Origin of the sequence: Paraburkholderia atlantica (assembly GCF_000092885.1) — a bacterium.
GTDB lineage: Bacteria > Pseudomonadota > Gammaproteobacteria > Burkholderiales > Burkholderiaceae > Paraburkholderia > Paraburkholderia atlantica.
In genome coordinates, this window is sequence record NC_014120.1 from 189,894 (window position 1) to 211,406 (window position 21,513).

Sequence of the window (21,513 nt, forward strand, 5' to 3'; positions counted from 1 at the left end):
TCATTGTCGCTCGAGCTAAAGTCGGAAGTATTGTACGGGGGGTCTGAGGCGGGGAATTGAAGGCGGTGGAGGTTCAGCGGAGAATCTGATTGTCGAAGTCGGAAGCCAGCAAAATATCAAACCATCCACCATGAGCAAGGATACGGAAAAAGCAGTCGTCGGTCTATCGGGAGTCGGGCTTGGTCTGGACGAATTGGTTTGAATCGACGTTCGCGACGGTGCGTGACCGTACGACACGCACACGTAACTGCGTGTCGCGGCCGACCTTCCTTGGCCTGGCATTCAAGCTGATTGAGGAAGCTGAGAAAACCTGGCGCCGTATCAACGGCCCGGAAAAGATCAAGCTGTTGCTCGAGGGCATTGCCTTCGGGGACGGGGTGAGCTTCCCTCGGTTTTTCGCCTTCCAGAGGCCCCGAGTTATGCAGCCGTATCCTTTGTCCGCTGAGCCGCAAGCCAGTCTTGCATGAACTGGGTTGGCGACTTGAAGCCAAGCGATGAATGGCGACGACTGCGGTTATAGAACACTTCAATGTATTCGAACAAGTCCGCCACGGCTTCGCGACGCGTGCGATACCGCGTGCCGTGAACCCGTTCGTTCTTCAGGCTGTTAAAGAAACTTTCCGTCGGCGCGTTGTCCCAGCAGCTGCCCTTGCGGCTCATCGAGCAGCGCATGGCGTACGAACTCAGCTTGCGCTGGAATTCACGGCTTGCGTCTTGGCCTCTATCCGAATGATGCAGCGCACCGGGCGCGGGCCTGCGACGGAAGCATGCCATCGTCAATGCGTCGGTCACGAGGTCCGCCGTCATGCGCGGCTTGACGGACCAACCTACGACCTCCCGGTTGAACAGGTCCAGCGTGACCGCCAGATATAGCCAGCCTTCGTCGGTCCAAATGTACGTGATGTCCGAGGTGAACACCTGATTGGGCTCGGCCGGCGTGAAGTTACGGTTCAACACGTTCGGCGCGACCGGCAACTTGTGCCTGGAATCGGTTGTCACGCGATAGCGGCGCTTGTGGCGGGCTCGGATACCGTTGGCGCTCATCAGCCGCTCCACCCGTGCTTTGCTGGCCGGAAAGCCGCGAGAGCGAATCTCTTCGGTCATGCGCGGCGAGCCGTAGGCGCCTTTGACCTCGGCATAAATCGTTGGAATCAACGTCAGCAACTGTGCATCGCTCAGCCGCTGACGCTCGGGCGTGCCGCCGCGCCTCCAGGCGCGATAGCCATTCACGCTTACACCAAGGACCTCGCACAACGCCGACAGCGGATAGTGCTGGCACCGCGTGTCAATCCAGGCGAACTTCACAGGAGGTCCTTCGCGAAGAACGCCGCTTTTTTGCGATTTCCAGCTCCATCTGCAAGCGCTTATTCTCCGCGCGCAGACGCGAGAGCTCCATCTGTTCAGCCGTGACGACTTTCGCGCCGGCGCCGTTCAGCTTGCCGGCTTCCGACGCTTTGAGCCAGTTGCGCAACGTCTGCATCGACATGCCTAGCTCGCGGGCCATAGCGCTCACGCTTTGCCCGTCCTTGACTCGTTGCACGGCCGCTTCCTTGAACTCTGCCGTGTACACCTGGTGCGGTACCTTGAACATCTCTTCTTTCCTTCCTTTGGGTCGAGTTTATACGCGACCTGCTGGAAGGCGAAATTTCAGGGGAAGCTCAGTCAGTCGTTGGCTGTATTGAGTGCCGACGTAGTGAGACCCTCCGTCTGATGTGTTCACGTGGATCGCCAGTTCGAATGTCGGTACGGTCCTCTGTGACAATTACTTCAAAAAACGTATCAAGTCTACCTTGGTTAAGCACCGGATGCTGGTGAGTCGTTTCAGTATCAGTATCGAGGCGCACCCTATTCGGGTTTCAAATGCCTGACCTATTTTGGCCGGATTGTGTCGTTCTTATCCGAGAGGCAGACTTTCATCAACGCCACTGCATTCGTGATTGGCGGACAGCAACGAATCACGAACCGCGAACGAAGAATTCGCCCAATGGAGACAGAAGATGACTGTGCTTGATGAGCGCCGGCCGCCACACTCGCGATTCGCGCAATCGGAACGACGAGTGCCTAGAAGAGCGGTTGTTGCGGCGATCGCGGGCAACGCTCTAGAATTTTATGATTTTGGGATCTACTCGTTCTTCGCGGTCTACGCAGCAAGGGCTTTCTTTCCCTCCTTGAACGGACTGACAGGAATTCTCGCATCTCTAGCAGTTTTTGGCGTGGGCTTCGTGACTCGCCCTCTTGGTGCGCTGTTTATCGGTCGGCTCGGCGACCGCATAGGACGCAAGCCGGCGTTGCTTCTTACCATCGCGCTGATCATTATCGGCACTATGGGCCTGGCTTTGACTCCCGATCAGGCTACCATCGGCGTTGCTGCTCCGATCATTGTCGTCATCAGCCGGCTCATCCAAGGTTTCGGCTTGGGCGGCGAAGTCGGACCGGCCGTAGCATTCCTCATGGAAGCAGCCCCTGAGGGGCGGCGCGGTTTCTATACGAGCTGGTCGACCGCCAGCCAGGGCATTTCGGGTTTCGCGGCAGGGATCGTCGGCGTCACGTTCACATCGCTACTGGCGCCGGAGAATATGCAGAGTTGGGGATGGCGATTGGCGTTCGCCCTTGGGCTCCTGCTCGTCCCGGTCGCGCTCTATTTGCGCAAACAGATGCCCGAGACCTTCGATGGCCGCAGCCGCAGTGCGAACACGACGGCCACTCCTTGGCGCGATTTGTGGAGCCATCGACGTGCCATTTTGCCCGGCATGGCCATGCTCGGGGCCAGCACCGCGGTTTTCTATGTAGCAGTCTACATGACCACCTATTCCATCGCGGTACTGAAAATGCCGCCGCATATCGGGATGTTTTCGGCGATCGTTTTAGGTGCGTCATTGATCGTGTTCGGTCTGCTTGGTGGGTGGCTCTGTGATCGCTATCACGCCCGGGTCATAGTGGCGCTTCCATACACCGTCCTGCTCGCGGGAATCTACCCGGCATACCACCTTCTCATTCAGTCGCAGAGCGTGTCGACCCTGCTCATCGCCACCGTATTAATGAGTGCTATGCCTGCCGCGGCGGGATCTTCCGTTCTGCTGCTGATTGGCGAAGCGTTGCCCGCGTGCGTACGAGCTCTCGGCCTCAGTGTCACTTATGCCGTTCCGATTACGATCTTTGGCGGCAGCGCACAGGTTGTCGTCACCTGGCTGTTGAAATACACGGGTAATCCCGCTTCGCCTGCGTTCTATGCGGTTGTGGCAAGTGCGGTCATGCTGTTTGCCGTCATGGCCTTTCCAAAAAGTCTTGACCGGTTCGATGACGCGAACGGAGTTGTGCTGGATTGAAGGGGCTCGTCCCTCGCAAGACTAGAGTTTCAAACCTATTTTCAACTGATGCAGAGAGGCATATCAAAATGGCAGTCGCGGAAGAGATTTGGAACTTCGTCGAAGCAAAAAAGGAAGACTTCTTCGTGCTCAGTGACAAGGTATGGGCAACGCCTGAACTGTGCTATAACGAGTTCAGATCCGTTACCGAGCATGTGGCGATGCTGGAGCAGGAGGGGTTTCGTATTGTCCGGAATGTCGCCGGCATTCCGACCGCCGTTATGGGCGAGGCCGGCGAAGGCGGACCCATCATCGCGTTCCTAGGCGAATACGACGCGCTCCCGGGATTGAGCCAGACGGCCGGACTGGCCGAGTTCTCGCCAGTCGAAAAGGACGGACATGGACACGGGTGTGGACACAACCTTCTTGGCGCCGCGGCTCTGCTGGCGGCGACGGCCGTGAAGGACTATCTCGCGGCCAACGGATTGAGAGGCCGCGTGCGTTACTACGGCTGTCCAGCAGAGGAGGGCGGAGCGGGCAAGGCTTTCATGACGCGCGCAGGCGCCTTCGACGACGTCGACGCCGCAATCACGTGGCATCCAGCCTTTTTTAACATGGTATGGGACTGTGGCTCCCTCGCCACTCTCGGAATCGACTTCAGCTTTACGGGGCGCACCGCCCATGCTGCAGCTACGCCGCATCTCGGCCGCAGCGCGCTAGATGCCGTCGAACTCATGAACGTCGGCGTCAACTATATGCGCGAGCACATGTCGAGCCATGCCCGCATACACTACGCCATCATCGATGCAGGCGGCATCGCGCCGAATGTCGTGCAGAGCCGCGCTACGGTACGTTATTCGATTCGCGCAGCCCAACAGACGGAATTGGTCGAACTGGCCGAACGGGTCCGCAAGGTAGCCAAAGGCGCAGCGTTGATGACAGAGACCGAGGTGAGCGAAGACGTGCGCGCTGCGGTGGCAAGCTTGCTTCGCAATGGTCCTTTGGAAGAAGCGCTCCACGCCAATTTGACGAAGTTGGGGCCTACTGGCTTCGACGAACGTGACCGCGCAATCGCAGCGCCTTTTCAGGCGTCCTGTTCGGCGAAAGCGATTGCTGCTTCCTACGAGTTGTGGCAGCTCGCGCCGCGCGAGCACACGGTGCTGTGCGATGATGTCTGGCCGTTGCGCAAGGTCACTGACCCGGTCATGGGATCGACGGACGTCGGCGATGTCAGTCGGACGGTGCCAACAGTGCAGCTTCTGGCGGCCACCCACGTCATTGGCCCGCCGTCCCACACATGGCAATGGACCGCCCAGAGCAATTCGGATCCGGCCCGCAAGGGTTTGGCCTATGCTGCGAAGGTCATGGCGGCAACCGGAGCGGATGTCTTGACGGACGATAGGCTCCGCACGGCCGTCAAGGATGAGTTCCAGCGGCAAAGCGCACTTGACCCATTCACCTGCCTGATGCCCGCCGAACTGAGCCCCCGCTTGCCGCAACAGGCCGCCTGAGAAGGAGGCCGTCGCAGTCCCGGACGGCCCTAGCGAAGCACAGTGAGGCCGGGGCGGGAGGGCTCTCTGCCAGGCCCCCCGAGGGCGTGCGGCGTCTGACGCGCTTTCCTTGCAGGCGATCTGTCTACCTTGTCTCTGCTCGGCTTCCTGAGTAGGGGAGGAGCGTCGCTGATACGGCGCCGATGCCTGCGCGCCGACCAGGGGCCGAGGTTGTCGGCAGTAACAGTCGTCGTTGTATGGGTCAACAACTGTTAGGAACGCTCGACCTTGACGCAATCCAGCCGTAACGTGGTTCCGGCGAAGTCACCTTGATTCGGACGCGCTGTTGATAATGTCCGTCCAAAATCGAATGGGCATCGGGGGCATGGCAGAAGATTATTAATTTAGTAGAACATATAAAAATAGTCACTGTGTCTCGGTCTGCACAGTCATGCTTCAATGATCGATGGAGATCATATGCACAAGAAAAAGTCTGCTGCTGTCGTGTTGGCGTCAACCGCACTCGTCGGCATGGCTCATGCGCAATCGAGCGTTACCTTGTACGGTTTGATTGACGCAGGATTTGGCTACGTCAACACGAATCAAGGCAGCCGCTATGCGATGATGAACGGTAATCTCAATGGTGATCGATGGGGGTTGAAAGGCGTAGAAGACCTTGGTGGTGGGTTGGCGGTAATCTTTCAGATTGAAAATGGTTTTAATGTTGGCACCGGAGCACTTGGTCAAGGTGGACGCGAATTTGGCCGGCAGTCGTGGGTCGGTATCACGAGCGCCAGTGTCGGTACTCTTAAGCTGGGGCGCCAGTATGACCCGGTGGTTGACAAGGTTCAAGGGTTGACACTCGAAAGCGTCTTCGGATCTCCAGCCACAACTCCCGGAGACGTCGATAACAACGACAATAGCGCGCGCATCTCGAACGCAATCAAATACGTCAGCCCCTTGTTCGGAGCTATCCAGTTTGAAGGACTGTACGCACTGAATGGTGTGGCTGGGCAGCCTGGGTCAGGAAATACCTACTCTGCGGTAGCCAGTTACACTGGCGGACCATTGAGCATCGCGGCAGGCTATCTTCATGGAAGCAATACTGCGGCCGCCCCGGGACAGCTTCGGACCACGTGGAGCGGTACGATGGATTCGATTTTTGACGGACCCATCAGCAACGGCTATCAAACAGCTGCAACGATCGGAATCGCGCATGCAGCGGCCCGCTACCAGCTTTCTGCGCTGACGCTCGGAGCGGTGTATAGCTACGCGGCGTTTAACGCGGACGCGCAGTCGACGTTCAAATCGCAGCAGCACTTCAATTCGGGAAAAGTGTATGCCCTCTATCAGATTACTCCCAGTGTCCTTGGCGGACTCGGGTACATCTACACCCGCGCTGGAGGTGACACGTCTGCGACGTATAACCAGGTGACGGCGGGCGCTACCTACGCCTCGTCGAAGCGCACGGACTTCTACGCGGTTGCCGCTTACCAGCATGCGAGCGGAACGCAGCGGACGGCCGCAGGAGGGCTCGTCGACGCAGTCGCATCAGTCGGTTCATATGGGCTGACTGGAAACGGTAACTCCCAGACACTGGTGGTTGTCGGTGTGCGTCACCGATTTTGACATCCCAAAGATGTAGAACAATGCTTCACGGGCGGACGGCGCTCCCGTCCACCCGTGGTACTTTTGAAAGATATATCTCTCGTCTCTTTATTCGTATGAAGGACGAGCCTGACCCTCGTCATGAGCGATAACACGCCTTTGTCCGCCGGTGTCTCCGATTCGCCGTCTCCGTCGTTCTCCCATTTAAGCAGCACGGCGCCACGGAGCTTCGCTCCAGGTGCCGCGTGGAGCGCATCACCGGTCCAGACCGTGCCCGCGCTCGATGCCACGGACGCCGATGTGCGACAGGTGGCCGACTTCGCCGGGCGGGTTGCACCCGGCGTCGAAGATTCATTGGCTACTACCCCCCGATGCTTCGTCGGCCGTTCAACTACCGATTCGGCTGCTTCGCCGTCCAACGCCGGATCACCCGCCGCTGCGCTATTTGCCAGTTCGGTGGGGCCGCCGCCGCGGCCAAGGCGAGCACGCCGCCGGCTTTCGGGGCACAGCCGGATTTCGAATCATCACGGCCACCGCCGGGCGGCATGGGATCGCCGGCACCGGGTACGTTCCTGCGTCGTAGCGACAGACCATGGCCGGCGCTCGGCCGGATCATTGCGGCGCGCGCTCGGCGCGTGTTCGATCGTGCCGGCCAGCGAATTACGCAGCGAACGCTGCGCATCGGCGTATCCGCACGCGTCTTCCGTCCAGAGCCCGGCGCGCCGGGGTTGCGTGGCAAGACTCTACAGTATCTGGAGGAGTCTATCGCGCACTGGGTGATGTCGCGCGACGTCCTCGTGTTCATGATCCCGACCGTCGGGCGCCAAGGGGATGCTGCATCCGAGCAACATCCGGCTGTGCGACTACGCGAAGCATCTTGATGGGCTGCTGCTGCAAGGCGGCGCGGACGTGTCGCCGCAAACTTACGCGGCATCGGACCCACGGCCGGAATGGCCGGGCGATCGCGTGCGCGACATGTACGAGCTCGAGCTGCTGCATGAGTTTCTAGAGTCGGATAAGCCGGTGCTCGGTGTGTGCCGCGGTTGTCAACTGATCAACGTCGCGTTCGGCGGATCGCTGTATCAGGACGTCGCGACCGACGTGCCGACCGCGAACGCGCACGTGAGTGAGCACTACGACCAGCACCGGTATGTGATCCGCTTTCCGGAGGGCTCGACGCTGGCGAGCATGTTGCCGGGGCGCAGGGAAGTGATCGTGAACTCGATCCACCATCAGGCGATCCGCGAGCTCGGTCGCGATCTTAACATCGAGGCCGTGTCGTCCGACGACGGGATCATCGAAGGAATCCGCTGTCGGCGTGCGCCATTCGTCGTCGGCGTGCAGTGGCACCCGGAGTTCCACCGCGCCGGCGGCCCCGAGTTGCTCAACTGCACACCGCTGCTCGACACGTTTTTGCGTTCAGCGCGCGATACCAGGCTGTGACGTGTGTGTGAGCTACCCGTCTCTAAGGTGATGAAGGATTGTCGGGAATCGCCGCACTTAGGGGTGAACCTGGGGCGACGCCGTACTTTTAACGATCTCAGACCGTCTCCGACTCGACCGCCGGAGTCTGATGCGGTCTTCCAAAAGATCGCTGCCGCACGCCGCGCGATATATGCTGTGTGATTGGTGGCGGCCGTGTGCACGCGCGCGGGTGGCTCGGGACGTCCGGCCGCGCCGGCACCGCGCGGACAACGGCAGTGACGTCGGTACACTCCCAGTACCTCGGTGAAGGGCCGTTCGCCGAGTTGATGCTTCTCAAGCAGGCATTGGGGTTGAGCGGCGTTGTGACATCTGGTACGGCTTCGCGGCCCAGATCAATGGCCACAAAGCGACGCAGTCATATAGGGCATCTTCGCAAGCGAGATCGGCCAGATTGAACCGGCGCAGCAGCGAATCCGCAGCATGCGCTCCGGACGAATCGGCGGGTGACCGTTGCCACTTTTCCGGTAATACAGTTTGACTACCGCGCAGTTCGGCCCAACGGAACGATCATGTTCATCGTGTCAAGAAACTCGTTGCGTCCCGTGCGCTTGGGTCGGGTCTCGAACCCGCACCCAAGCATTTCCGCCGCTCCGCTGAGCGTACCGAGCTCCATTGGGCTCGAAGGCGTCGCGGTGACGGATGTGTATAGTCGTGCTAGCTATGGGTCAACCTGTCAAAGGAGGAACCTCCATCCCTACGAGCAAAAGCGACTCAGGGCGAAGTCTTCGATGGCGACCTGCGTGCGATCGCCTGTCACCAGATCGGCGAGCACAGCGCCTGCGGCCGGTCCAATGCCGAAACCATGGCCTGAAAAGCCGGAACCGAGATAGAAGCCCGGTATCCGCTCGATCTTCGAGATAACCGGCAGCGCATCGGGCGTGACGTCAATCATACCTGCCCACGTACGTGCAATCGTCGCATTGGCGAACGATGGAAAGGTCTGCTTCAGGCAATTCATTGCGTCGTTGAGCATGGCGTTGTTAGCCTCAGGATCCAGCACTCGGTACGATTCGAACGGCGTCGGGCCGTCAATGCTGAAGCGGCGCGGAATCTTCAGTTCATCAAAAAAGGGGCGTCCGAAACGGAGTCGCAGATACTTGCGCTCTTTGAGCCAGGCACGCAGGAATTTCGTGCTCAGGCGAATGCTGTCGGGCGTGAGATCGGCGACCGAGGCGCCGAGTTTCGACACTGTGTATCCGCCGTCGCAGCGCTTGCGGCATGTGAAGTCGCCCCCGTTGATCGCGACGTCCAGTTGAGCATCGATAGGCGCGGTTTGCAGCACGGACGCATGAACCTTGAGTTGCGGAAAGTCAATTGCGTGATTGCCGCAGAACAGCCGCGACCACGCACCGCCTGCCAAAACCACGTCGGCGCATTTCACGACGCCGTGCTCGGTCACGACAGCTGACACGCGACCCGCGGACATATCAATGCCGCGCACCGCACAGTGCTCGAAGATCGATGCACCGTTCGCGCGAGCGAGTTCGGCGATGCCCCGTGTGGCCATCGTGGGTTCGGCGACACCGTCGATCGCGCTATACAGCGCCCCCTGCCATGTGCGACTCGACTGCGGGAGAGTCCTAGCGAGTTCGGCTCTGCCGAGAAGCCTGACGCGGACACCGCTGGCGCCGGACGCATCGATCCATTTTTGATGCAGAGCCATCTCCGACTCCTCCTTCGCAAGATATGCGAGTCCCGTCATCCGGTAGCCCACGTCGATTTGCGACTGGATTGACTGCCACAATTCGTTAGCGAGAACAGACAGTTGCAGTTCCTTAATATCGCGTCCGATGGAGCGCACCCAGCCCCAGTTGCGCGAAGACTGTTCGCAACCGATCGTGCCTTTTTCGAACACCGCGACGTCGACACCCTTGCGTGCCAGCGCGAGCGCGCAACTGATGCCAATAATTCCGCCGCCAATAATTGCGACGGAGACCTGCTTGGGCAATTCGGGTTTCAATGTGGTTTCTTGAATGGGCAGCATGTTAGCTCGGAGATATGTCAGTTGACGCGCTTGCGGCTGGCGATCAGGGCCACGAGCGCGAGGGTCGAAATCACTATCAGGTAATAGGCCGGCGACATGATGCTGCCCGTCAATTTCACGAGAAGGTTGGTCACGACAGGCGTGAGTCCGCCGAACAGCGTCATCGCGATTACGTAGGCGAGCGACGAGCCGGTGGTACGGCAGGACGTAGGAAAAAGTTGTGAGAGCAACGAGCTGACCGGCGCGTAGTAGAAGCTGTAGAACACCAGTGAAAGGGTGCACTGGAATGCGATCAATGTTGCGGTGCTTGGTGCACGCGTGAGCATGTAAAAGAGCGGCAGGATCAGCAGCATGCCGCACAGTAGTGCGGCACGCATCACCCTGACGGTGCCGAGCCGGTCCGCTGCGATGCCACCGATTATCGGGAACACGACGGATACGAGGCCGCTCAGAATCGATGACAAAAAGGCTGCGTCCTTGCTGACTCCCAGATTATGAATTGCGAACGTCGGCATGTAGATGTTCATAAAGCTTGCGAGGCCGCCCGCGCCGGAAATGATCGCGCCCATGAGCACGCTTGACATATGTGATTGCGCCGTTTCGCGCAGCGGCTTGCGTGGCACCACGTCGCTTGCTTTCTCGAACGCGGCCGTCTCGTTCACTTTCCTACGGATGTAGAGGCCAATCGGTCCGATCAGACAGCCGAAGGCGAACGGCAGACGCCATCCCCAGGAATCGATCTGTTCCGGCGACAGATAGCGATTCACGCCGTAGGCGAAGAGCGAGGCTGCCAGTACGGCGAGGCCCGACGTCGACCATTGCAGGCTCCCGAAGAATCCCCTCCGCTTTGCATCCTGCTCGGTCAGAAATGAATTGGCTGCTCCAAATTCGCCCCCTGCCGAAAAGCCTTGCAGCAGGCGTCCCGCGACTAGAATTACCGGCGCGAACACGCCGATCTTGTCGTACGTGGGCACAAGGGTGATCGAGGCGGTGCCGCACAACATCAGGAACGCCGTGAGGCTTAACGTGAAACGCCGGCCATGTTTGTCCGCGACGACGCCTAGAATAATCGCACCGACCGGACGGATGAGGAATGAGCTTGCGAAGGTTAGGAGACTGAGCAACAGCGCCGATTGTTCGTCACCGGTCGGGAAAAATAGCTTTGACACAGTAATCGCGAACATTGCGTACACGAGCAGATCGAACCATTCGAAAAATGTGCCGAAGTTCGCGGCGATGACATCCCGCATCCTACTGCTTAAGACTTTCGTGCAGGTAATGGGGTCAAGGGTGTTGGCTCTGTTCGGCATCTTGTTTCCTTTGCAGTCGGTGCTGGCGACCAGCCCAACCAGTGTATCGCCGCGCGTCGTCGCGACAGCAGCGGCAGAGAGAGACATCGCTTCTTGACATCCGCCGCCAGAATCAACATCTCCCAGTTGCGGGGTTATTCGTTGCACCGCCGGGGTATGCACGGGCGGCATGAGTACGATCGTGTGCCGTCGACGTGAACGACACAATGCCGTCAAAAAAGGTCCGGTATTTGAAATTCGTATAGAGGGTTTCCCCTCATGCGGGCAGCCTTCCACTCGGTAACTCATTGCCTCCCTTATCGCGCATTCCCGCGGCCGCCGATCTCACATGTCCAAGTCGGGAAGCGCGGCCACGGATGCACACCGCGGTAAACGCCGGAGATGGAAGGCTGCGTTCAGCGGCAGCACACCAGCCCGCTCTTGCTCTAGGATTCAGGGAATACCCTTATCCACTTTTCAAATAGTCGGCCGCTTTTGGCGACATTGTTTATTGGGCGGTGAAGCGCGAATATTCACCCATACCGCCACGTTTCGGGCGGAACAGTCCAGCAATGGGAGCGCTTGCAATGACCAAAGACGGAAAAATGAGGCTCGGCCTCTCGATGAGATATCTCGGCTACCACGTGGCCGCCTGGAGGCATCCGGACGTGCCTGCGGACGGTGCGCTCAGTTTCGAGTACTTCCTGAGCACGGCCCGTAAGGCGGAAGCAGCGCATCTTGACATGGTTTTCTTTGCTGACGGTCTTGGGATCCGCGCCAACGACAATCCGAAAGGATCTCTCGCGCGTGACATGCGGAATGCTGAGCTGGAACCGATCACACTTCTCGCCGCACTGGGCGCCACGACGTCAAATATCGGCCTGGTGGCAACTGCCTCGACCACGTACAACGAACCATTTCACATCGCGCGCAAATACGCTTCCATCGATCACATCAGCGGTGGCCGCGCCGGATGGAATGTCGTCACATCATGGTCAGATGAGGAAGCTCAGAACTTCAACAGGAACGAGAACCTTGCTTATGAAGAGCGGTATGAACGAGCCGACGAGTTCGTCGACGTCGTCAAATCCCTTTGGCGAAGCTGGGAAGATGACGCATTCGTTCGAGAAAAGGAAAGCGGCCTCTTCTACCACGAAGACAAGTTGCACGTTCCTGACCACAAGGGCAAGCACTTCCAGGTGCGTGGTCCACTGAATTCGGCGCGCACACCGCAAGGAGAGCCGATCATTGTGCAGGCCGGAGCTTCCGAGGCCGGACGTGAACTCGCTGCTAGATGCGCGGACGTGGTTTACAGCAACTCGCACGACCTGAAACACGCACAAGATTATTACCGCGATCTTAAGGCGCGGCTGGCGAAGTATGGTCGCGAGCCCGGAGAGTTGCTAATCATGCCGGGCATTACACCGTTCGTCGGTAAGACTAGGCAAGAGGCGCAAGACAAGTTCGACCAGCTTCAGGAGCTTATCCACCCGCTGAGCGGTCTGGCATCGCTCTATAACGCTCTGGGCGACCTCTCTGGGTATCCGCTTGATGGGCCGGTGCCAGACATCGGTGGTCAGAAACTCAGGAGCATCGCATCAAACCTGTTGGAGATGGCTCGTACCGAGAAACTCTCAATTCGACAACTCTACCAGCGCGTCGCATCGACTTTCTGGGTGCGCCTCGCGATTGGAACTGCGAGCGATATCGTTGGTGAGATGGAAGAGTGGTTCAAGAATGATGGTGCGGACGGCTTCAATTTTTGCCCGGCCATCCTTCCGGGCGGCATGGATGACATTAGTGATCTCCTCATCCCGGAACTGCGTCGCCGCGGGTTGTTCAGGGATCGCTATGAAGGACGAACTCTGCGCGAGAACCTTGGCCTCAAACCCAGCATCTTCAAGCTTGCGTAATCCGTCATATTCCAGGCAGGTGACCAAATGCAAACCATCGATTCCAGGGCTAACTTCCAGCAAGCGATGTCGTTGTTCGCTGCCGGCGTTACAGTAATTACCGCAAAGCACGACGCAAAGCCGTTCGGCCTCATCGCTACATCGGTATGCAGTCTATCCGACGACCCGCCGTCAGTCATCGTATGCGTGAACAAGAGCGCTTCGTCCCACGACGCGATCCTGAGGGCAGGTAGTTTTGCCGTAAATCTCCTCTCGACAGCGCACTGTGGGATCGTTGACACATTTCGCAAAACTAAAGGGCAAGCCCGCTTCACCGGAAACAATTGGGCATCTCTCGTGACTGGTGCACCGGTCCTGGGTGATGCAACGGTTGCATTGGACTGCGAGATCAGTGATCAGCATGACGGATTCACTCACTCCATCATCGTTGGAGTAATCAGAGAGATTGCGTTCAATGAGACCGCTGATGTGGGATGCCTGCTGTGGCACGAGCGCGGCTTTGCACGGATCGCACCTCTGACTATTTGACTGAGGACGCCGGTGCTTCAAATCGAACGGATTGTCGCCCAGTGTAATCGCTCATCGTGATCGAATTTTTATGGAGCAGTGCCAGCCGCGAAGCACCGGGAATGCCCGACCGTCCGAACACCATGGTCGGCACATCCTTGCGATGCTGGTCGGAAACATAGATGATGGCTCTTGAAAGTGGGCTATCAACTGGGAAACTATGAACATCCGGCAACTTGAAGCATTCCGCACGACTATGATGGTCGGCACAGTAAACGGTGCTGCGGACTTGCTGGGGCTGTCTCAGCCATCGGTGAGTCGCTTGATCGCCGAGCTCGAAAAGGAGCTCGGCGTGACATTGTTTAACCGCGCTGCTGGCAGGCTTGTGCCGACGCCTGAAGGAAGGATGATCCACGAGCAAGTAGAGAACACATTCCGTGCGTACCAAAGGATCGGCGAACTTGCCGCTGATGTGAGGAGACTTCGCGTAGGTAGCATCTCTATCGCATGCATGCCGGCCCTAGGAATAACCTTTTTGCCGGCGGTCATGGCTCGGTTTTGTGAAGCTCATCCAGACGTTGATATCTCGCTGGATGTTCAAAGCTCCACGAAGGTGGAGGACTGGATTGCGACGGAAAGAATCGATCTTGGTCTAGCAGAAGTACCTTACGACCGCGAAGATCTTTCAGTAGACGAATTCTGCAATGTTCCCTACTACGCCGTTATGAAGAAGGGGGACCAGCTTGGGCAAAAGTCGATGCTTTCACCGGCGGATTTCGTAGGGCGTGCGTTTATCTCCACCACGGCACACTATCAAGCCCGGCCGCATGTTGATCGCCTTTTCGAATCCCGAGACATACACCGTGTCATGCGCATCGATACCTCATTCTCGCACGCGACATGCGAGTTGGCCGCCCTGGGAGTGGGTGTCGGTTTTATCGATCCTTTCAGTGTTCACGGATACCTTGATCGGGTCGATGTTCGTCTCGTAGACCCTTGCATTACCTTCAGGGTTGGACTGCTATACCCAAGGTCTCGCCCGCTGTCGAAAGTAGGGCGAACATTTGTTTCGTTTATGAAGGAGTGTCGTGACCGATGGCTGGCTGAGGTGGCCGCAGCTTGCAGGCCTCATGTATGACTCCGCGAAGACTCTTCTAACCTGCAGTGGCACCGGCGTTGACGATTGATTTCCGGAATAGGTTAAGAATCGGGCGTGACTCCCGAGACATCCGTCTCAAATGTTGCGTCTATTTTTGGTTTCGAATAGATCGTTATCGAGCTCTGACTATGGCTATCCAAACGATTCGTATACCCAGTTATCCAATCGATGCTCAGTTAGTCGAGCGCTGGTCGCCTCGAGCGTTCACATTGGATCCTATCGATGAGCGTACCCTTCTCACTATTCTCGAAGCTGCCCGTTGGGCTCCTTCCTCTTATAACTCTCAGCCATGGCGGCTTGTTTACACCCGTCGGGACACGGATCACTGGGACTCGTTTCTTTCGTTTTTGAATGACTTCAGCCGCTCGTGGGCAGTCCGTGCCGCGGCGATCGTTGTGGTTTTGTCAAAGCAGGCGTTTCTGCTTCCTGGAAAAGATGAGGAAGTTTCGTTGCCTATGCATTCATTTGATGCTGGAGCTGCCTGGGCATTTCTTGCGTTGCAAGCTAACCTTGTAGGGTGGGGCGCTCGTGCTCTTGCAGGGATCAACAGCGACCACATCCGTAGCGAACTGGGCATTCCAGACGATTTTTCAATCGAAGCCTGCATAGCACAGGGCCGAGCAGGGATGCTGCGCTACTTCCGCATTTTCTCCAGGCAAAGGAGTGCCGAGTGACCGCCAACCACTGGTCGACTTGGCGGCGGAAGGACGTTTTGTCGATGGAACAAAACTTTTTTAACGACGTCATTTTCAATCATGCTTGCGGGCTCGGCGGGCCATGGGAGCTGACGTTCAGCGGCGTGCAAACCAGGTGTCAGCAGCTAAGCACGAAGGCGCTTAACGAGGTCACATGCGCCGTCTCATACGCGTTGCCTTATGACACACGAAACACCAGCGCTTTTTACAAGGAGAAACTATGGAACAGTTGACTTTCGAACGGATTTGTAAGATCGATCCGACTCAGCTGCAGGAGAACATGAGCTATCCCGCTGACGAAATGTTAATCACTGGTAAGCCGAAGAGAATCAGCCGTCCGTTGGTGGACTTTGAACCATCACGTCCGGGTGTCGGTTTCTGGGAGGCAGAGGTCGGCGCCTGGAAGTTCGTCTATCCATCAAACCGAAACGAGATCTTCCACGTCCTAGAGGGTACCTTCTCGCTCGAGAGCGAAACCACACCGCAGACTGAATTCTCTAAGGGCGACACGGGCGTTATCCCCGCCGGCTTCTCAGGAACTTTGAGAGTCACCGAGGCGGTGCGGAAAATATACGTTCTTCTCACCTGAGAAGCGTCACCAACGGCTTCGCAAGTTGACACGCGAAGCGTCTTCGCAAAGTCGCGTTGAGCTGCATTATGATGAAAGGTAGTTAAATGACCTATTCAGATACCAAGCTTTTCATTGACGGAACTTGGTGTGACGCACTTGATGGAGCGACCATCAATGTGATCAGCCCTTCGACCGGCGAAAGGATTGGCGTGGTCGCCTGCGCGGCAAAGGAGGACTTGGAACGCGCTGCATCCGCTTCAGAAGCGGGTTTCGCTGAATGGCGAAACGTCGCAGCGGTTGAAAGAGCGAGGATGATGAGAGGCGCGGCAATGCTCCTGCGGGAGCGCGTCGAGACCATTGCTTCCCTTCTAACGCAAGAGCAGGGAAAGCCGCTTTCTGAAGCTCGGGCGGAAGTCTTCTCGGCGTCAGAGACCATCGAATGGTTCGCTGATGAAGGCTTGCGCGTCTATGGACGCGTCGTTCCGTCGCGAAGTCAGAATGTTCAACAACTGGTGCTGAAGGAAGCGGTCGGACCGGTCGTAGCCTTTACGCCCTGGAACTTTCCGGTTAATCAGATCGTCCGGAAACTGTCGGCCGCGCTTACAACGGGTTGCTCTTTCATTGTGAAAGCGCCGGAAGAAACGCCCGCCTCGCCGGCGGCGCTTATTCGGGCATTTGCGGACGCTGGCGTTCCTCGGGGCGTTTTAGGCCTCGTCTTCGGGAATCCTGCGGAAGTTTCTGAGTTTCTTGTTTCCCATCCAGCCGTTCGAAAGGTCACCTTCACAGGATCGACGGCTATCGGCAAGCAACTGGCCAGTCTGGCCGGGCGACATATGAAACGGACGACGATGGAGCTGGGCGGTCATGCGCCGGTGATCATCGCTGCAGACGCTGACGTCGAGGAGGCTGCGAAAGTTTTAGGTGCCGCAAAATTCAAAAACGCGGGCCAGATCTGCGTTTCGCCCAAGCGTTTCCTTGTGCATAACAGTTTGCGCGCATCGTTCGAGGCTGCGATGGTCGCGTATGCCGAACAGTTGCAAGTAGGTGACGGTCTCGAAAAAAACACGTCGTTAGGGCCATTGGCAAATAAGCGTCGCTTGGCGGCCATGAAAGAGGTCGTGAGCAACGCAAGTGAGTCTGGAGCCAAGTTGTTGACGGGTGGAAACCAGATCGGCGATCAAGGCAATTTTTTCGCACCTACGGTGCTTTCTGATGTGCCATTAACCGCCGCAATCTTCAATGAAGAGCCCTTTGGCCCTGTCGCTGCGATACGAGGATTCGATGACCTCGACGAAGCAATATCAGAGGCGAACAGGCTTCCGTATGGACTTGCGGGATACGCATTCACCAATTGCGTGAAGAGCGTACATCAGCTTTCGCAACGGTTGAATGTCGGAATGCTATGGATTAATCAGGGCGCTACGCCGTGGCCTGAAATGCCGTTCGGCGGCGTTGGCGATTCCGGTTACGGTTCGGAAGGCGGTTGCGAGGCGTTGGAACCTTACCTGGTTACCAAAGCCGTCACGATCAAAAGCTGATCAGCGACGCTGAGGTCGTGACTGCTTCGCAGAACGTAAGGCCCGCGGGCAGAGTCAAACCATGAAACACATACATACTCCGCAGCGGCGAGTTCAAGAGAATAGATCAATGTACAACGAAAACGTATCCAGGCTGCTCACTGTCCTACTTGGCGAAGAAAAGACTCGTGTCCTTCTTTCCACGCTCAATTTCCCCTCGATTCTGAACGACTGGGAAGAAGGCACTGTAACGCGTGCTGAGTTGGCGTAAGCGATGAATATGGCGCTCTTCGATGATCTTCTGCAGTTGTCGGAAAACGCCCGAGGCTATACGGAGGATGTCATAGCAAACGGCGGTTCCGTCTTCTTCGATCACGAAGCGCTGCGTACGGTGCGCTGGCCGCATAACGGCGGGCTGCCACCCGGCGAGGCCGCGTTTACCCGGATTCTTCGTCCGCTCGGCTTCAGGCTCAACGGCCGCTATCCACTCGACAAGCTCGGCATGACTGGCCGTGCGTATGCGCAAGAAGATGCACCGGATGAGATCGCACAGTTCTTCGTCAGTGAGCTTCATCCGGAGCACTTCTTAAAGGGGTTCCGGCAGGCCGTGACGAACGTCGTCGCTTCGTCCAAAGATCCCCTGACGCCGCTCGCGATCTCGCAGCTTTCGGAACTGGAACAAGACGGTTCGTTGCCCATCGACGCTGCCGAACAGTTGTTGCCCGTCATCGTCGGTGCATTCTCCCGTCAGCATGACATTCCACGGGAAGCGGATTACGACGCGTTACTGCTCGAATCGGCCGAGATGGCGTTGATTGCGACTGAGGGGAACGCCTTCAACCATGCAACGGATCGCGTCGAGGACGTGTTCAGCCTCTCGGAAGATGAGAAGTCGAAGGGCCCCCAATGAAGCCCGAGGTCGAACGTTCGCGTTCGGGGCGCGTCTTCCAGACAGCGTATAGGGCGGACACGGTGCGTCGCGCCTTCCGCTCGTCCGATGGCAAGGAGATTACCCGAGAGGTGCCTGGCTCGTTCTATGAGTTCATCACGCGCAAGCGTGAGTTCGATCGGGCAAAGTGCCGTTGGCAGATAGACCTGCGCTTCGATGCAGGCAACGCCACTGGTATCTTCAAGATGACAGCCAACGCGGCGAATTGAAGTGAAAGCCGCCACACCGTTTCGGGCGAGCGAGCGCCTTTTGCAGGACGTCGAAACCGAACTGCGTGCGAATGTGCGCGGCGAAGTGCGTTTCGATGCAGGATCGAAGGCGCTGTATGCGTCCGATGCATCGAACTATCGGCAGATACCGCTCGGTGTCGTCGTGCCTGTTGACATTAAGATCTTGTCGCAACGCTCGACGTATGCCATCGCAAGGACGTTCCATTTATGACCCGCGGAGGGGGTACCTCGCAGAACGGGCAATGCGTGAACGTGGCCGTGGTGGCCGACGCGAGCAATATGTGAACCGCGTGGTATCGGTAGATGCGAAGACGCGCACTGCCATCGTCGAGCCAGGCGCGATCTGCGACACGCTGCGCGACGCCGCCGAAGCGCACGGCCTTACGTTCGCCCCCGACCCGGCCACGCACAGCCGTTGCACGCTCGGCGGCATGATCGCCAACAACGCGTGCGGGGCGCATTCAGTGATGGCTGGGAAGACCGTGGAAAACGTTGAGGCGCTCGAGATCGTCACTTACGATGGCGCGCGCTTCTGGGTGGGCCCGACGAGCGCCGCGGAACTCGACGCCATCATTGGCGAAGGCGGAAGGCGCGGTGAGATTTATCGAAACCTGCGCGATCTGCGTGACCGCTACGCGCGTCACATCCGCGACAAGTATCCACAAATCAAGCGGCGCGTCTCAGGTTTTAATCTGGATCAGTTGCTCCCGGAGAACGGCTTCAACGTTGCACACGCACTCGTCGGCACGGAAGGCACGTGCGCGGTTACGCTTAGGGCGAAGGTTCGTCTCGTGCATAGCCGTACACGCGCTGGGAGGTCTTCCGTGGTCTCCGGCGGTCATACGCCGCTGCGACGCTGAACCGCCGCGAGAAATTCCTGACGGAACGCGTCGAACAGTTGACCAGTCCGCTCAGCCGAATCGCCTCCGGGAATCCGCATCCGGCTTGCCATCATGTGCGTGAGTATTAGCGGTGACGGGTTGTCCGGCGCGAGAACGGCTAGGATCTGCGCGCTCACTTCCGGCGTAACGATATCTGCCATGTCCCGACCGAGGAGCGCTGCGCCACCGATGTCGGGGTCATGGTCGTGCTGTTCGATCAGATCGAAGCCATCGTCGGCGTACAGCCTTTCCAGGTTTCCTGCCTCGCCGTACCACGCGAGCAGAAAAAGCAGATCGCTCGCGTCCTTGCGATCGACGTCGTGACGATCCTGCCAGGCAATGACCTTGAGCATCGCCTGGGCCGGGAGCGAAGCGACGGGCACGACGAGGTTGGCATCCATGCGCACCGGCACCGCCGCGCGCAACGCTTCTTCAAAGCCAGCTACGTTCATGCGGATCGCCTGGTCCGGAGGCCAGGCGATCTTGCCGCTGTCGTCCGCGATGCGCCCGAATGGGACGACGTCGAGCCATGTCCTTACGCCTGTGACCGGTACCCGGTAGTGCAGACGGTGCGTCGCGTTACCCCGCTGCTCGAAGTGACCCGACGCAAGCAGTTCCGCTCTGAGCACCTCATGCCCGGCCCAGCTTTCAATGGAGATACCGATATCGACGTCTGCCGTGGCCCGTGTCGGTTCAATATCGTGAACATGCGTGAGCAGCATGTCACGCGCGCTTGCACCGCCGACGAACCACGGGATGCCCCTGGCAGTGGCCGCAACTGCCACCTCCCGCAGAAGGGTGATCATTTCCGGTGCAAAGGCGCGATGGGAACGAGGCTCAAGCGGGGAGATATTGTTCACGCAGTAACCTGGCCGTTTCGAGATTGCGCGAGTCGCCGCTCGCGACGAGGTCGGCATAGACCAGCAGGGGCGGCGCGACATTCTGCGGGTACTCGGTCGCAGCGGTGAACCTGATGGGGGACTTCAGGAACTCGATGTTGCCATCCCGATCAGGGCGCAGACGAGCCTTGGCGATCCACTCCCTCGGTACCTCGTTCGCGCAGTATAGGGTGAACGTGGCTGGTTTCAGGTAACCGGTGAGCATCGCTGCAGCGGGCTCGCCTCCAAACCGACACCGGTCGCGCATGTCGGGAACGTCGCGCCACCAGTCGGCCATGTCGGTGCGAAATCGCCCCAGCTCAAGTGATCCGCGCAGGAGCGACGGGTACAGCGTGGTCCATTCGTCGATCATCCTGTCTTTGTCGGTGAACTGCAAGCCAGGCCCGCCGCGCCTTTCAATGAGATCGCGACGCTCCCGCATGCCGTGAATGGCATTCTGCACTGTTCCGTGACTGACGGCAGCGACCTGTGCAATGTCACGATAGGTCTTTACCAGCAGCGAAGGATCCGTGAGCAGCGCGAGGGCGACCCGCAGCGTCGACCGGGTCCAGGACGATCTCTGCAGGGGCGCACTGTCGAGGCGCGGCCGGCCAGAGACGAGAATGACATTGTCGCCGAGAAGGAGACTGGCATTGCCGGCCAGATCGAGCGCATCGACCTGCATGTCGCGGCACGCGTTGATCATGTTCGGCGACAGATACGACGTGACGAGCAACAGCCTCTCGTCATTGCCGGGCGCGGCGTGCGCGCGGAATGCGGCGACCGTGCCGTAGCGGTCGATCGTCTGCTTGACGTGCGCCGGACGTTTGAAGCGGCGCGCGCCAACGTGAAATTCCAGTGCGGCATCGGCTCCTGACCCGGCTGGTGCCTTGCGCGCATGGACAGCAATGCCGGTCGCCTGGCCAAACGCCGTTGCGGCAGCTTGCACCAGAGCAGACAAATCTTGATCGGCGGCGGGCATGGCGCGTCCATGGTTGTCCAGTTATTTGTATTGTACACGTTCCGTGGACATGGCGAAATTACGGACAAAG

Annotated in this window: 12 protein-coding genes and 7 pseudogenes; 13 read left to right on the top strand and 6 right to left on the bottom strand. The window is 58.5% G+C overall.

The window, feature by feature from the left end; all coding sequences use genetic code 11:
- Positions 1-188 precede the first annotated feature (188 nt).
- Positions 189-467: pseudogene (locus tag BC1002_RS39285) on the top strand (hypothetical protein); the annotation flags it as partial.
- Here the strand turns inward: BC1002_RS39285 and BC1002_RS34155 are convergent.
- A pseudogene (locus tag BC1002_RS34155) lies at positions 418-1,591 on the bottom strand (IS3 family transposase). The pseudogenes BC1002_RS39285 and BC1002_RS34155 overlap by 50 nt on opposite strands.
- A gap of 406 nt (positions 1,592-1,997) precedes the next feature.
- Here BC1002_RS34155 and BC1002_RS34165 point away from each other — a divergent pair.
- The 4 genes and pseudogenes from BC1002_RS34165 (at position 1,998) to BC1002_RS34180 (ending at position 7,846) form a co-directional block, all read left to right on the top strand.
- The gene (locus BC1002_RS34165) at positions 1,998-3,326 is read left to right on the top strand and encodes an MFS transporter (RefSeq protein WP_013094532.1); all 1,329 of its coding nucleotides are present in this window, start codon (positions 1,998-2,000) and stop codon (positions 3,324-3,326) included.
- Positions 3,327-3,394: 68 nt separating this feature from the next.
- The gene (locus BC1002_RS34170; protein ID WP_013094533.1) at positions 3,395-4,816 is read left to right on the top strand and encodes an amidohydrolase; all 1,422 of its coding nucleotides are present in this window, start codon (positions 3,395-3,397) and stop codon (positions 4,814-4,816) included.
- A 456-nt stretch (positions 4,817-5,272) separates the two neighbouring features.
- On the top strand, positions 5,273-6,424 hold the full coding sequence (locus tag BC1002_RS34175; protein ID WP_013094534.1) for a porin: 1,152 nt from the start codon (positions 5,273-5,275) through the stop codon (positions 6,422-6,424).
- Between the two features lie 120 nt (positions 6,425-6,544).
- A pseudogene (locus BC1002_RS34180) lies at positions 6,545-7,846 on the top strand (gamma-glutamyl-gamma-aminobutyrate hydrolase family protein).
- A gap of 278 nt (positions 7,847-8,124) precedes the next feature.
- On the opposite strand, the pseudogene BC1002_RS39290 reads toward BC1002_RS34180, so the two are convergent.
- The 3 genes and pseudogenes from BC1002_RS39290 to BC1002_RS34190 all read right to left on the bottom strand — a co-directional run.
- Positions 8,125-8,501: pseudogene (locus BC1002_RS39290) on the bottom strand (transposase); the annotation flags it as partial.
- A gap of 81 nt (positions 8,502-8,582) precedes the next feature.
- Positions 8,583-9,872, bottom strand: coding sequence for an NAD(P)/FAD-dependent oxidoreductase (locus tag BC1002_RS34185; RefSeq protein ID WP_013094535.1), 1,290 nt, complete (start codon positions 9,870-9,872; stop codon positions 8,583-8,585).
- Between the two features lie 17 nt (positions 9,873-9,889).
- The gene (locus tag BC1002_RS34190; RefSeq protein ID WP_238538118.1) at positions 9,890-11,353 is read right to left on the bottom strand and encodes an MFS transporter; all 1,464 of its coding nucleotides are present in this window, start codon (positions 11,351-11,353) and stop codon (positions 9,890-9,892) included.
- Positions 11,354-11,748: 395 nt separating this feature from the next.
- Between BC1002_RS34190 and BC1002_RS34195 the strand changes: the two genes are divergently transcribed.
- The 8 genes and pseudogenes from BC1002_RS34195 to BC1002_RS37220 form a co-directional block, all read left to right on the top strand.
- Positions 11,749-13,074: an LLM class flavin-dependent oxidoreductase gene (locus tag BC1002_RS34195; protein WP_013094537.1), complete on the top strand. Its 1,326-nt coding sequence runs from the start codon at positions 11,749-11,751 to the stop codon at positions 13,072-13,074.
- Positions 13,075-13,101: 27 nt separating this feature from the next.
- Entirely contained in the window at positions 13,102-13,602 is a 501-nt protein-coding gene (locus BC1002_RS34200) for a flavin reductase family protein (RefSeq protein WP_013094538.1), read from the top strand.
- Positions 13,603-13,801: 199 nt separating this feature from the next.
- On the top strand, positions 13,802-14,719 hold the full coding sequence (locus tag BC1002_RS34205; RefSeq protein ID WP_013094539.1) for a LysR substrate-binding domain-containing protein: 918 nt from the start codon (positions 13,802-13,804) through the stop codon (positions 14,717-14,719).
- A gap of 149 nt (positions 14,720-14,868) precedes the next feature.
- Positions 14,869-15,478, top strand: a pseudogene (locus tag BC1002_RS34210) (nitroreductase family protein).
- A gap of 177 nt (positions 15,479-15,655) precedes the next feature.
- Positions 15,656-16,024, top strand: a complete 369-nt coding sequence (locus BC1002_RS34215) for a cupin domain-containing protein (protein ID WP_013094541.1) — start codon at positions 15,656-15,658, stop codon at positions 16,022-16,024.
- Between the two features lie 86 nt (positions 16,025-16,110).
- On the top strand, positions 16,111-17,544 hold the full coding sequence (locus BC1002_RS34220; RefSeq protein ID WP_013094542.1) for an NAD-dependent succinate-semialdehyde dehydrogenase: 1,434 nt from the start codon (positions 16,111-16,113) through the stop codon (positions 17,542-17,544).
- 109 nt (positions 17,545-17,653) lie between these two features.
- Positions 17,654-18,681 (top strand): annotated as a pseudogene (locus BC1002_RS34225) (2-oxoadipate dioxygenase/decarboxylase family protein).
- A gap of 1 nt (position 18,682) precedes the next feature.
- A pseudogene (locus tag BC1002_RS37220) lies at positions 18,683-19,502 on the top strand (FAD-binding oxidoreductase); the annotation flags it as partial.
- Between the two features lie 38 nt (positions 19,503-19,540).
- On the opposite strand, the gene BC1002_RS34240 reads toward BC1002_RS37220, so the two are convergent.
- Together BC1002_RS34240 and BC1002_RS34245 are read right to left on the bottom strand one after the other, a co-directional pair.
- The gene (locus BC1002_RS34240) at positions 19,541-20,389 is read right to left on the bottom strand and encodes a nucleotidyl transferase AbiEii/AbiGii toxin family protein (RefSeq protein ID WP_049870337.1); all 849 of its coding nucleotides are present in this window, start codon (positions 20,387-20,389) and stop codon (positions 19,541-19,543) included.
- Positions 20,390-20,420: 31 nt separating this feature from the next.
- Positions 20,421-21,443, bottom strand: a complete 1,023-nt coding sequence (locus BC1002_RS34245) for a type IV toxin-antitoxin system AbiEi family antitoxin (RefSeq protein WP_013094544.1) — start codon at positions 21,441-21,443, stop codon at positions 20,421-20,423.
- Positions 21,444-21,513: the final 70 nt, after the last annotated feature.

Bases quoted from the DNA above. Each gene is read 5' to 3' on its own strand.
- BC1002_RS34170 (WP_013094533.1), top strand. From the start codon at position 3,395: ATGGCAGTCGCGGAAGAGATTTGGAACTTCGTCGAAGCAAAAAAGGAA.
- BC1002_RS34240 (WP_049870337.1), bottom strand. From the start codon at position 20,389: ATGATCACCCTTCTGCGGGAGGTGGCAGTTGCGGCCACTGCCAGGGGC.
- BC1002_RS34245 (WP_013094544.1), bottom strand. From the start codon at position 21,443: ATGCCCGCCGCCGATCAAGATTTGTCTGCTCTGGTGCAAGCTGCCGCA.
- BC1002_RS34205 (WP_013094539.1), top strand. From the start codon at position 13,802: ATGAACATCCGGCAACTTGAAGCATTCCGCACGACTATGATGGTCGGC.
- BC1002_RS34200 (WP_013094538.1), top strand. From the start codon at position 13,102: ATGCAAACCATCGATTCCAGGGCTAACTTCCAGCAAGCGATGTCGTTG.
- BC1002_RS34165 (WP_013094532.1), top strand. From the start codon at position 1,998: ATGACTGTGCTTGATGAGCGCCGGCCGCCACACTCGCGATTCGCGCAA.
- BC1002_RS34175 (WP_013094534.1), top strand. From the start codon at position 5,273: ATGCACAAGAAAAAGTCTGCTGCTGTCGTGTTGGCGTCAACCGCACTC.
- BC1002_RS34195 (WP_013094537.1), top strand. From the start codon at position 11,749: ATGACCAAAGACGGAAAAATGAGGCTCGGCCTCTCGATGAGATATCTC.
- BC1002_RS34185 (WP_013094535.1), bottom strand. From the start codon at position 9,872: ATGCTGCCCATTCAAGAAACCACATTGAAACCCGAATTGCCCAAGCAG.
- BC1002_RS34215 (WP_013094541.1), top strand. From the start codon at position 15,656: ATGGAACAGTTGACTTTCGAACGGATTTGTAAGATCGATCCGACTCAG.
- BC1002_RS34190 (WP_238538118.1), bottom strand. From the start codon at position 11,353: ATGCCGCCCGTGCATACCCCGGCGGTGCAACGAATAACCCCGCAACTG.
- BC1002_RS34220 (WP_013094542.1), top strand. From the start codon at position 16,111: ATGACCTATTCAGATACCAAGCTTTTCATTGACGGAACTTGGTGTGAC.